Source organism: Lacinutrix sp. C3R15, from assembly GCF_018860825.1.
Classification (GTDB): Bacteria; Bacteroidota; Bacteroidia; order Flavobacteriales; family Flavobacteriaceae; genus Oceanihabitans.
This window is the reverse complement of the sequence record NZ_JAHKPZ010000012.1, coordinates 225,584-238,450: the sequence shown is the minus strand read 5'-3', so window position 1 is coordinate 238,450 and position 12,867 is coordinate 225,584. Positions and strand designations below refer to the sequence as shown.

Below are 12,867 nucleotides of genomic sequence, written 5' to 3'. Positions count from 1 at the left end.
ATTATTCATTTGTATAAGCTACAGAGTGGCAAGCAACAATTGCAGCTGTTTCTGTACGTAATCTGGTTTCTCCCAAAGTTACAGGAATAAAATGATTTTGTAATGCTAGTGTTATTTCTTTAACAGAAAAATCACCTTCTGGGCCTATAAGTATAGTAATGTCTTGTTTTGGTTTTAATTGGCTTTTTAGCGATTTTTTATCTGTTTCTTCGCAATGTGCTATAAACAAGTTTCCAGAAAATTCTTGTTTTATAAATTCTTTAAAAGCAATAGCTGGGTTTAGTTTTGGTATATAACAGTTAAGCGATTGCTTGGTTGCAGACTGTATAATTTTTTCAAAACGTTCGGGTTTAATAATTTTTCTTTCGCTGTGTTCACAAATAATAGGAGTAATGCTGTCTATTCCAATTTCTGTTGCTTTTTCTAAAAACCATTCATAACGATCATTCATTTTTGTTGGTGCAACAGCAAGATGAAGCGTGTAGTTTTTTTTAGCTTGTAATTGCTTATCTATAATGCGAACCACACAATTTTTTATAGCAGCTATGGTAATTTGTGCTGTAAAAAGCCAACCTTTTCCGTTTGTAATTAGTAAGGTTTGGTCTACAGATTTTCTAAGTACTTTTACAATATGCTTGCTTTCTTCTTTGTTAAAAGAGAATTCTGTGGTGTTTTCTGTAATGTCTGGGTTGTAGAATAATTGCATGATGCGAAGATAGAAACTTGTGATTACAAAAAAAATAAGAGCCTCATTTTTGAGACTCTTATTTTTAAATAATTAAGACTTAATCAGTACATGTACTAATTAAATCTCCGTGTGCTATATGTGCACAAATAGCATGTACACTTACCGTAATTTCATGATAATTTGATGGGTTTTCTGGAGGAATATGGCAAATGGTTACTTTTTCATTTAGCGCTTTGTTTTCTGAAGAACTACTCATAGACAGTATGCTAACTAAAGCTACTGAAAAGATTAAATAGTATTTTTTCATAATTAGTATTTTTGATTATAGCTTATTATTACTGCTTACTAATGTAAATAACTTTATCTAAGTATATTAAAATATTAGACAAACAGTATATAAATTCTATAACTTAAAATATCAGGTAAAAAAAAGACAATAAATTAGTCGGTATTATATACTATTTTAAAGGTTCTACAATTTTTAAAACTTTAATTTCTTGAATTTCTTTTGGGTCGTGGGTTTTTAAAATGACATAATACCATTGGTTTTGTACTATATCAATAGTAAAGACATCACCAATTTTATAAATGTTGTTAGAAATTTCAGCTTCAAAAGTAGGGTGTGTTAATCCTTTTTCAAACCAACCTAAATCACCACCATTATTAGCATTTTCATCCATAGAGTATTGTTTTGCTAATTGGCTAAAAGGGGTTCCTTCTTTATATTTTTTAAGTATTTTGTCTCTTAATGTATTAATTTGCGAATAAGACATTTTTAATCCGTCAAAAAAGATATAGCTAACTCTGTAATTGGTAGTAGTAGTTTTTTCAATTACTTTATATTTTGTTTTTTCGGTATCACTAACAACCGTTGCAGCACCACTTTTATAAAGGTCTAATGCTAAAGCAGATTGGTGTTTTGCTTCATTAAAGATGATGATTTTATTTTTTTTAGATTTTTTTTCTTTAATGTACTCTTTTGCTTCTTTCATGTTTACAATGGAATCAAAATCTTTGATTTGTGCATCTTGAGCAGAAATAGTAATAGAAAACAATAAGGTAAGTAGTAAAAATTTTTTCATTCTTATTTGGGATTTATTCTAATTATAACAAAAAAACAAAAATTATATTTTAAATGAATAGTTTTCTGTAAGATTATCTATTTAATTTTAAATAAAATAGGTGTTATACGTGCTTTTTAGCATGTTTTAATACTAATTTTAAACCTATTAAATTTTAAGCCTTGAAGAAGCTGTAACATCTTGTTCGGTAAAATCGTCTTCTAAATACTTTAAATAGCCAACAATACCAATCATTGCCGCATTATCTGTAGTAAATTCAAATTTTGGCACGTAGGTTGTCCATCCAAATTTTTGTTCGCCATTTTTTAAGGCATCTCTAATTCCCGAATTTGCCGAAACACCTCCACCAATGGCAATATGTTTAATGCCTGTTTGTTTACTAGCAAGTTTTAGTTTATCAATTAAAATACCAATAATAGTGTATTGTATAGAGGCACAAATATCATTTAGGTTTTCTGCAATAAAATTAGGGTTTTCTTTTACTTGCTTTTGTATAAAGTATAGAATTGCAGTTTTTAATCCAGAAAAGCTAAAGTTTAAACCCTTTACTTTTGGTTTTGTAAAGGCAAAAGCTTTAGGGTTTCCTAATTTAGCACGTTTGTCAATTTCTGGTCCAGCAGGATAACCAAGACCTAAAATTTTTCCGCTTTTATCAAAAGCTTCACCAACAGCATCATCAATAGTTTCACCAATAACTTCCATTTCAAAGTAGTTAGAGACTTTTACAATTTGTGTATGTCCTCCAGAAATAGTCATTGCTAGAAACGGAAAAGGAGGTGTATTAAACCCTTCCTCTTTTATAAAGTGTGCTAAAATATGTGCTTGCATATGGTTTACCTCTATTAGTGGTATTTGTAAACCAAAAGCCAATGATTTTGCAAAAGAAGTACCAACCAATAAAGATCCCATTAGTCCTGGACCTCTAGTAAAAGCAATGGCATGTAGCATGTTTTTGGTAATTCCTGCTTTTTCTATAGCTTGATGTACAACAGGTACAATGTTTTGTTGGTGTGCTCTAGATGCTAATTCTGGAACAACACCACCATATTCTTCGTGTATTTTTTGGCTAGCAACAATATTGCTTAAAACGTTGTTATTTAGTAGTATAGATGCTGAAGTGTCATCGCAAGAAGACTCAATTGCAAGTATGTAAATATTTTGTGAGGACATTAGTAAATATTAGGCACAATAATTGTTAATTTTGACTTCAAAGTTATAACTTTAATACGTATCAAAAAATTTTTTAAAATAGCATCTAAAATTGTAGCAGTGTTGTTACTACTTTTCATCATATTGGTGTTGGTACTTTCTATTCCTGCTGTTCAAACTAGGTTAGGTAAGTATGCAACCAATTGGCTAAATACAGAATATGGTACAAACATTAATATAAATAGGGTAGGACTGCAGTTTAATGGTGATGTTGAGTTAAAAGAAATACTTATAAAGGATTATAAAAAAGATACTCTTATTAGTGCTGTAGAGCTTAATACTTCTATTTTAAATTTTAAAAATCTAATAAATAGTAAACTTGCTTTTGGAGATATAGATTTAGAAGGTTTAATTTTTAATATTAAAACCTATAAAGGAGAACCAGAAACAAATTTAGATGTTTTTGTAGCTCGTTTTGATGAAGATAACCCTAGAAAAAGTGAAAATACCTTTTTAATGTCTTCTAGTGATATTTCTATTTACAATGGTACTTTTAGACTAATAAACGAAAACAAAGAAACTCCAAAAATTCTGGAGTTTAACGCCATAGATATTAATGCCACTAATTTTTTAATTAATGGTCCTAATGTAAGCACCAGAATAAATACCTTAGCTTTTAATGATAGTCGTGGTTTGGTAATGAAAAATTTATCGTCAGATTTTGCATATACACTGCAAGATATCACTTTAGCAAACTTAAAAATTAAAACAGCAAACTCTGCACTAGAAGGAGATTTAAAGTTTTTGTATGATAGAGAAGATTTTTCAGATTTTACAAACAAAGTAAAAGTGGAAGCTCATTTTACAGATGCTAGTGTAGCTTTAGATGAACTTAATACTTTTTATAATGAGTTTGGTATTGGGCAACGTGCTAATTTTAATGCAAATATTACAGGTACATTAAACAATTTAAATGTTGATAATTTAAAATTAAATACAAGTTCTAGAACTAAGATTTATGGAGATTTAAATTTTAAAAACTTATTTAATATAGAAGAAAACAATTTTTCTATGCACGGAAAACTTTCAAACCTTTCTTCTAATTATAGAGATTTAAAAGCACTATTACCAAATGTTCTGGGAGAATCAATTCCTTCTGTTTTTGATAAACTAGGTAACTTTAGCATGAATGGTACAACCTTTATTACTACTTCTACCATTAATGCAAATATTAAAATTGATACAGATTTAGGTATTGTTATTTCTAATCTTGAAATGAAAAAAATTCAAGACATAGATAACGCAACGTACACAGGAAACATTGTTTTTAATGAGTTTGATATTGGTGCTTTTTTAAACGATGCTAACCTAAACGTAGCTTCTTTAAATCTTGATGTAGACGGAAAAGGTTTCACAAAAGAAAACCTAAACACAAAAATTGAAGGAGATATTTATTCCATTAAATACAACGATTATGTCTACAGAAATATTTCGGTTTTAGGTAATTTAAAAGACAAAATATTTAACGGAAAATTGAAAACACAAGACAAGAATTTTAAACTTGATTTTAATGGTCTTGCAGATTTTTCGCAAGAAATAAACAGGTTTGACTTTGTTGCCAATGTTGACTATGCCAATTTAAAAGCATTAAACTTTATTAAAAAGGATAGCATGTCTGTTTTTAAAGGTATTGTAGACATGAAAATGCAAGGTACTACCTTAGACAATGTAGTGGGTAGTATACAATTTAATAAAACCTTTTATCAAAATGATAATGACGAATATTTCTTTGATGATTTTGCTGTAGTATCTTCTTTTAAAGATAACATTAGGTATATTAATGTAAACTCTCCAGATATTATAGAAGGTCAAATGAGTGGTGTTTTTTTTATGGATGATATCGATGCGTTGTTTGTTAATGCACTTGGTAGTCTATACACAAAATACAGCCCTTATGAGGTGTCTACTAATCAATATATAGACTTTAATTTTAAAATTTATAATAAAATAATAGAGGTCTTTGTGCCAGAATTACAACTTGGTAAAAATACTTTTGTAAAAGGAAGAGTAGAGAGTGATGAAAGAGAGTTTAAACTAACCTTTAAGTCTCCAAAAATTGAATGGCTAGATTATTTTGCAAACGCTATAGAGTTGCAAGTAGATAATAAAAACCCTTTATTTAATACCTATGTAGAAGTAGATAGTTTACATACTAATATCTATAATATTTCTAAATTCAACCTTATTAATGTAACTTTAAATGATACGCTATTTATGCGTTCAGAGTTTAAAGGAGGTAAAACCAATAACGATTTATACAACCTAAGTTTTTACCACACAAAAAATGAGGAAAACCAATCTGTAATAGGTTTAAAAAAATCGGATGTTACCTTAAAAGGAAATAAATGGTATATAAATGAAAAGAAAGATAATTTTAATAAAGTAACTATAGATACCAATTTTGAAAACTTTAATCTAGATCAATTTGTGGTTAACCATAATAATGAAGAAATTATGCTTTCCGGAATTATAAATGGAAAAGAAAATAAAGATTTAAAACTCAATTTTAAGAATGTTTATTTACAAAACATAACTCCAGATGTTGAAGATTTAAGTTTAAAAGGATTAGTAAATGGCTCCTTAAATGCAGTACAACAGAACGGAAACTATTTACCAGAATCTACTATTACTATTGATGATTTAGATGTAAATGATCTTGTTTTAGGTTCTTTTGATGCCAATATTAAAGGAAACCAATCCTTAACCAACTATACCATAAACGCAAGCATTAAAGACGATGAAAAAAAATCTTTTAGTGCTATTGGTACTTTAGATGTATCAGAAACAACACAAAATATTGATGTTGCACTCCTTTTTAACCAGTTTAATTTACAACCATTAAACCCTTTTCTTGAAGGTGTATTAAAAGATATTAGAGGTTTAGCAACAGGAAGAGTAAAAGTGTCAGGAAGCCTTAAAAAACCAAGCATAAATGGCGATTTAATTTTAGATAAAGGTGGTTTAGGTATACCAGAATTAAACGTAGATTATAGTTTTGCAGATAATTCTTCAGTTAGCTTAAGAAATCAAAGTTTTATTTTCAATAATATAGACCTTACAGATACAGTATACAATACCAAAGCTAATTTAGTAGGAAGATTAAGTCATGTTAATTTTGGCGATTGGAGCATGAATTTAGATTTAAAAACCGATAAGCTACTTGTATTAAATACCACAGAAGACGAAGAGCAATTATACTATGGTACAGGATTTGTTGGTGGTACAGCAAATATTTCAGGTCCTGCTAACCAATTACGCATTAATGTTATTGGTGAAACTAAAAAAGGTACTGTATTTGTAATTCCTTTAAGTGATACAGAAACGTTTGGAGACAATTCATATATCCATTTTTTAAGCCCAGAAGAAAAACAAGCTAAATTAGAAGGACGTGATATTACTACCGAAGATATCTCAGGATTAGAATTAGATTTCGATATTGATATAACACAAGACGCCGAAATTGAAATTGTAATGGATAAAGAAAGCGGAAGTACCATTAGAGGTCGTGGTGAAGGTGGTTTACTTGCAGAAATTAATACCAATGGTAAATTTAATATGTATGGTGATTTTTCTGTTTTTGAAGGGATCTATAAGTTTAGATATGGAGGTATTATACAAAAAGATTTTCTTGTAGTTCCTGGTGGTACTCTTGCTTGGAATGGAGAACCAACAGAAGCAGATATTAATATTGAAGCCATTTATAAAACCCAAGCAAATCCTTCTCCTTTATTAGATTCGCCTATAAATAGACGTATTCCTGTAAACTTACATTTAGAACTAACAGGTAAATTAGAAATGCCAGATATAGACTATCAATTTCAATTTCCTAATTTAAGTACTACTGTAAAATCTGAGCTAGATTATAGACTAGAATCTAAAGACGACAGAAGTAACCAAGCAATTTATTTATTAACTACAGGTTCTTTCTCTAGCGGAATTAGTGAATTAAATATTAATGGTACTATTGAAGAACGTATTAATGGTATTGTAAACGGCTTGTTAGATAATGGAGATAATAAACTGCAGGTAGGTTTAAATGTAGAGCTTGGTGAAAACACACCAGAATACGAATCAGACAATAGACTAGGTGTAACATTACAAACCAATATTAGCGATCGTATACGTATTAACGGTAAAGTAGGTGTGCCAATTGGTGGTATTAGCCAAACAGCAGTAGCAGGTGATGTACAAATAGATTTTTTGCTAAATGAAGAAGGTACTTTCACTGCAAATGTTTTTAATAGAGAAAATAGTATCCGAAATTTTGGTGAAGAAATAGGTTACACCCAAGGACTTGGTATTGCATATAATGTAGATTTTGATACTTTTAAAGAACTACTTCAAATTATCTTTAAAGGAAAGAAAAAAATAGAAGAAGAAAAAGCAGAAAAAGAAGCCGAACAAAAAGACTCTGAAGCCTTACCAGATTATGTTGGTTTTAAAAAACGAAAAAACACAGAAAATTAACTTTTCTCCACTGCTTTTATTCTAAAATCACCATTGCTCAATTTTAATTTATCAACTAAAACGTTATAGTTTCAACATTCTGTTAAATTATGACAAATGCCTAGTATTTTGTTAATTTTCTTTATTAGCTTTACTAAATAATAGATAAAATAATGGCAAAAACCATAAAAAAAATTGGAGTGATGACCTCTGGAGGTGACTCTCCAGGAATGAACGCAGCAATACGTTCTGTAGTAAGAGCATGTGCATATCATAACATAGAATGTTTTGGTATTTATCGTGGATATGAAGGCATGATTGAAGGGGATTTTGTTAAAATGGATGCACGTAGTGTAAAAGGCATTATTAACAAAGGAGGAACAATCTTAAAATCTGCACGATCTAAAGAATTTAGAACCAAAGAAGGAAGAGAAAAAGCACACCAACAATTAGTAAAAGCAGGAATAGATGCTTTTGTAGTAATTGGTGGAGATGGTAGTTTTACTGGCGCAATGATTTTTAATCAAGAATTTAATTTCCCTGTAATGGGTATTCCAGGTACTATCGATAACGATATTTTTGGTACTACACATACTTTAGGTTATGATACTGCTTTAAATACTGTAGTAGAAGTAATCGATAAAATTAGAGACACAGCAAGTTCTCATAACCGTTTATTCTTTGTTGAAGTAATGGGAAGAGATGTTGGGCATATTGCACTTAACGTAGGTGTTGGTGCAGGTGCTGAAGAAATTTTAATTCCTGAAGAAGATTTAGGTTTAGATAGACTCTTAGAATCTTTAAGACGAAGTAAAAAATCTGGAAAATCTTCCAGTATTGTTGTAGTTGCTGAAGGAGATAAAATAGGAAAAAGTGTTTTTGAACTTAAAGATTATGTAGAAGAAAACATGACAGAATACGAAGTTAGAGTCTCTGTTTTAGGACACATGCAACGTGGTGGAGCACCTTCTTGTTTTGATCGTGTTTTAGCGAGTAGAATGGGAGTTAAAGCTGTTGAAAGTATATTAGAAGGACAAAGCAATTACATGGTTGGTCTTAAAAACGATATAATAGATGTAACGCCATTTGATAAAGCAGTAAAAGGAAAATCAAAAATTAATAAGGAACTCCTTAGAGTTTCAGACATCATGTCAATATAAAATTAAATATAAATTAAACGTGTGTCTTTTTAAGACCACATAAATTAAGTAAATAAATTATGTCAACATTAAAATTAGGAATTAACGGATTTGGTAGAATAGGAAGAATCGTTTTTCGTGCAACAGTAAAAAGAGCAAATGTAGAAGTGGTAGCAATAAACGATTTGTTAGATGTAGATCATTTAGCATACTTGTTAGAGTATGATTCTGTACATGGTAAATTTGATGGTACTATTGAAGTTAAAGATGGAAACCTTGTGGTTGACGGAAAAACTATTCGTATTACTGCAGAAAGAGACCCTAAAAATTTAAAATGGGATGCTGCAGGAGTAGATGTAGTAGCAGAATGTACAGGTATTTTTACCTCTTTAGAAACGGCAGATTACCACATTCAAGCAGGTGCTAAAAAAGTAGTGATTTCTGCACCTAGTAAAGATGCTCCAATGTTTGTAATGGGAGTAAACCACAATACAGTTAAAACTACAGATAATATTGTTTCTAATGCATCTTGTACAACAAACTGTTTAGCACCAATAGCTAAAGTAATTGAAGATAATTTTGGTATTGAAGAAGCTTTAATGACAACTATTCACGCTGCTACTTCAACACAGTATACAGTAGATGCTCCTTCAAGAAAAAACTATAGATTAGGTCGTTCTGCAATGAATAATATTATTCCAACTTCTACAGGTGCTGCAAAAGCCGTAGGTAAAGTAATTCCAGAACTAGACGGAAAAATTACTGGTATGGCATTTAGAGTTCCTACTGTAGATGTTTCTGTGGTAGACTTAACAGTAAAAACAAAAAAGGAGACTTCTTTAGAAGCTATTAAAGCAGCAATGAAAAAAGCTTCTCAAGGAGAAATGAATGGCGTTTTAGGTTATACAGATGAAATGGTAGTATCTCAAGATTTTGTAAGCGATGACAGAACAAGTATTTTTGACTCTGAAGCTTCTATTGAGCTAAATTCAGGATTCTTTAAACTAGTTTCTTGGTATGATAATGAGTTTGGTTATTCAAACAAATTAGTAGATTTAGCATTGCACGTTAATTCACTTTAATTAATAATAAAAAAAAAAGCTGCTCAATTCATTTTGAGCAGCTTTTTTTTTACTTTTAGCTTATGATATTAATAGTAGATAGTGGCTCTACAAAATGCGATTGGATTGCAGTAGACGATAAAGGAAACCAATGTTTTGAAAAAGTTAGAACTAAAGGATTAAATCCAGCAATTCTTTCCGAAAAAAAACTAATCAAAACCATAAAAAACAGCAAAATACTTATTCAGCATAAAAAAGAAGTAACCCATGTTTTCTTTTATGGTGCAGGTTGTGGTACAGAAAAACCAAAATTGCTTTTAAAAGGTGTTTTAGAATCTATTTTTAAAAATGCAGTTATTGATGTACAAGAAGATACTATGGCTGCTGTAAGAGCTACATTAAATAGTAAAGACGAAGCTGCTGTAGTGTGTATTTTAGGTACTGGATCTAACTGTAGTTATTTTGACGGACAACAATTACACCAACGTGTAAATTCTTTAGGTTATACGCTTATGGATGATGCTTCGGGTAATTATTTTGGTAAGCAATTAATTCGCGATTACTATTTTAATCATATGCCAGAAGATTTAAAAATAGCCTTTGCTAGTAAGTATAATCTAGAGTCAGACTACATAAAATACAATCTATACAAACAACCAAACCCAAATGCATATTTAGCTGCTTTTGCAGAATTTATGTTTTTAAATAAAGAGTCTACTTATATGTCTAATTTAATTAAAGATGGAATTAGATTGTTTGCAAAAAATATGATCTTTCAATTTAAAGATGTATTACCAAATGTTCCTGTACATTTTGCAGGGTCTATAGCGTTTTATTCACAAGACGAAATAAAAGAAGTTGCTAAAGAACTTGGTTTTACAGTTGGTAACTTTGAAAGAAGACCTATTGAAGGTTTATTAAAATTTCACATAAAGGATTTGAGTTAATGGAAATAGCAATAATAGCACACGACGGAAAAAAAGCTGAAATGGTTCAGTTTTTAAATGAACATAAAGAAATATTACTTCAAAAAAGTATTTCCTTAATATCTACAGGTACTACTGGTAAAAAAGTTAAAAAAGCAGGTTTTGAAGTTACTAGGCTACTATCTGGACCACTTGGTGGTGACGCACAAATAGCAGCAAGAGTTGCAGAAGGAAAATGTGATATGGTCTTGTTTTTTAGAGACCCATTAGAAAAACATCCACACGAACCAGATGTATTAATGTTGATGCGATTGTGTGATGTGCATGATGTACCTTTAGCAACAAACCTTGCAACTGCAGAATTATTAATAAAAGCAATTTAAGTTTCAAGTATTCTAAAAATAGAATTATCTTGTAACACATGAAAAAGGAATTCTCCAAAGAAAAAAACAATTCTAATCACTATGATACAATTATTATAGGTTCTGGAGTTGGTGGATTAACTTCTGCAATCTGTTTAGCTAGAGCAGGACAAAAAGTGTTAGTACTTGAACAACATGACGTTCCTGGTGGTTGGTGTCACAGTTTTTACTTAAATGGATATCGATTTACTCCAGGTGTGCATTACGTAGGTTTAATGAGTCCAGGAGAATCTTCTAATCAATTATATGCAGGCTTAGGTATTGCTAATGATATTGGCTTTTATAGAATGAACCCAAAAGGCTTTGATCATTGTTGGATAGGTGATGAACGCTTTAACTATTCTGCTAATTGGGAAGAGTTTCAACAAGATCTTATAGATCGTTTTCCTCACGAAAAAAAAGGAATTATAAAATACTTAAGGTTAGTTAGAAACGTAGGAAGACAACTGGAACTTATACCAAAAGTAAAAGGCTTATGGCAACAATTAACCATTCCGTTTCGTACTAAACACATGGGGAAATATTCTCCTTTTACGCTTAAACGTGTAATAAATTGGCACGTTAAAGACCCTTTACTTCAAAATATTTTAAACATACAGTTTGGTAATCATGGTTTACCACCAGCAAAAGCAAGCTTTATCATGCATGCAGCCATAATGTGTCATTATGCAGAAGGCGGATTTTACCCAATGGGTGGAGGTGGAGCTTTAGTAAAAGCCATGACTAATAAAATTAAAGGCTATAACGGAAAAGTAAAAACAAGTGCCACTGTAAAACAGATTTTATTAGAAGAAGGTTTTAAAAATAAAAAGGCGGTTGGTGTAGCATTAGATTCTGGAGAAAAGATTTTTGCAGATCGTGTAATCTCAAATGCAGACCCAGGAATTACTTATTTAAATCTTATCGGAAAAGATAATCTAAGTACTAAATTACTAAAGAAACTAAACAAAACCACATATTCATGCACTTCATTAATGCTGTTTTTAACAGTAGATATGGATGTTAAAAAAGCAGGATTAGACTCTGGTAATATTTGGAGAATTCCAAACCAAGATATGGATGCCTCTTTTGCAGATATGCAGAAAAAAGATATTCTACAAGGCGAAGAGTTCTCAGGAATGTTTATTAGTTGTACATCATTAAAAGATCCTATTAGTTTTGATGGTAGATACCATACTTTAGAAGCAATAACCTATATTCATTATGATGCTTTTGAAAAATTTAAAAATGAAACCATAGCGCGTTCACCAGAATACTTAGCTTTTAAAGAACAAATTATTAATAAATTTTTAGTTACTTTAGAAAAGGTAGTTCCAGGAATAACAAGTAAAATAGTACATAAAGATTTAGGTACACCAATCACTAATGAGTATTATATAAATTCTACAGAAGGTAGTGTGTATGGTACCGAAAAAAGCCTACGTCATATTGGACCTTTTGCTTATAAATCAAAAACAGAAATAGAAAACTTATACATGTGTGGTGCATCTATTGCAGCACATGGAGTAACAGGAGCTGGTTATTCTGGCGTGCAAACAGCTGCTGCTATTTTAGGTTGTCAGCAAGACGATTTATTAAAAGAAGACAAAACACAAGAACTACGAATTTTTGAGGCAGAAGATGCTTCTAATTATCCAGACTGGATGCTTAAAAAAATGGAAGTTAAAAAACAACGTTTGGTTAAAAATGATGTTTTTCAAAATGTAGATAAGTAATTTTATTTTTGTTTCGAGCTTGTCGAGAAATCTATACTCCATAAAAATACCTTCTTATTTTAAGCAGTGAATCCATATCTATTCGCTCTAGTATAGCTTAAAAAAGATAGAGTAAAAGTATCTTAAAAAAGATTCCTCCTTGCTAGTCGGAATGATATAGAGTTTCTATTTAATATTTA

Annotated in this window: 10 protein-coding genes; 6 read left to right on the top strand and 4 right to left on the bottom strand. The window is 30.4% G+C overall.

Going from position 1 to position 12,867, the window contains the following annotated elements:
• Position 1 precedes the first annotated feature (1 nt).
• The 4 genes from KO494_RS04000 to tsaD all read right to left on the bottom strand — a co-directional run bounded on the left by KO494_RS04000 (position 2) and on the right by tsaD (position 2,940).
• On the bottom strand, positions 2-706 hold the full coding sequence (locus KO494_RS04000) for a 16S rRNA (uracil(1498)-N(3))-methyltransferase (protein ID WP_215966309.1): 705 nt from the start codon (positions 704-706) through the stop codon (positions 2-4).
• A gap of 79 nt (positions 707-785) precedes the next feature.
• Positions 786-995, bottom strand: a complete 210-nt coding sequence (locus tag KO494_RS03995) for a hypothetical protein (RefSeq protein WP_215966308.1) — start codon at positions 993-995, stop codon at positions 786-788.
• 151 nt (positions 996-1,146) lie between these two features.
• Positions 1,147-1,770, bottom strand: coding sequence for a peptidylprolyl isomerase (locus KO494_RS03990; protein WP_215966307.1), 624 nt, complete (start codon positions 1,768-1,770; stop codon positions 1,147-1,149).
• A 147-nt stretch (positions 1,771-1,917) separates the two neighbouring features.
• A complete protein-coding gene (tsaD, locus tag KO494_RS03985; protein ID WP_215966306.1) occupies positions 1,918-2,940 on the bottom strand; it encodes a tRNA (adenosine(37)-N6)-threonylcarbamoyltransferase complex transferase subunit TsaD in 1,023 nt (340 codons plus the stop codon).
• Positions 2,941-3,039: 99 nt separating this feature from the next.
• Here tsaD and KO494_RS03980 point away from each other — a divergent pair, with 99 nt between their 5' ends.
• The 6 genes from KO494_RS03980 to KO494_RS03955 all read left to right on the top strand — a co-directional run bounded on the left by KO494_RS03980 (position 3,040) and on the right by KO494_RS03955 (position 12,688).
• Entirely contained in the window at positions 3,040-7,446 is a 4,407-nt protein-coding gene (locus tag KO494_RS03980; protein WP_303426939.1) for a translocation/assembly module TamB domain-containing protein, read from the top strand.
• 152 nt (positions 7,447-7,598) lie between these two features.
• The gene (gene pfkA / locus KO494_RS03975) at positions 7,599-8,585 is read left to right on the top strand and encodes a 6-phosphofructokinase (RefSeq protein ID WP_215966305.1); all 987 of its coding nucleotides are present in this window, start codon (positions 7,599-7,601) and stop codon (positions 8,583-8,585) included.
• A gap of 59 nt (positions 8,586-8,644) precedes the next feature.
• Positions 8,645-9,646 carry a type I glyceraldehyde-3-phosphate dehydrogenase gene (gene gap, locus KO494_RS03970; protein WP_215966304.1) on the top strand — a complete coding sequence of 334 codons (1,002 nt, stop codon included), beginning with the start codon at positions 8,645-8,647 and terminating at the stop codon, positions 9,644-9,646.
• Between the two features lie 62 nt (positions 9,647-9,708).
• The gene (locus KO494_RS03965) at positions 9,709-10,572 is read left to right on the top strand and encodes an N-acetylglucosamine kinase (RefSeq protein ID WP_215966303.1); all 864 of its coding nucleotides are present in this window, start codon (positions 9,709-9,711) and stop codon (positions 10,570-10,572) included.
• On the top strand, positions 10,572-10,934 hold the full coding sequence (locus KO494_RS03960; RefSeq protein WP_215966302.1) for a methylglyoxal synthase: 363 nt from the start codon (positions 10,572-10,574) through the stop codon (positions 10,932-10,934). The genes KO494_RS03965 and KO494_RS03960 overlap by 1 nt, the downstream gene beginning before the upstream one ends.
• Positions 10,935-10,972: 38 nt before the next feature.
• Complete coding sequence (locus KO494_RS03955) at positions 10,973-12,688, top strand: NAD(P)/FAD-dependent oxidoreductase (RefSeq protein ID WP_215966301.1); 1,716 nt, start codon at positions 10,973-10,975, stop codon at positions 12,686-12,688.
• Positions 12,689-12,867 lie beyond the last annotated feature (179 nt).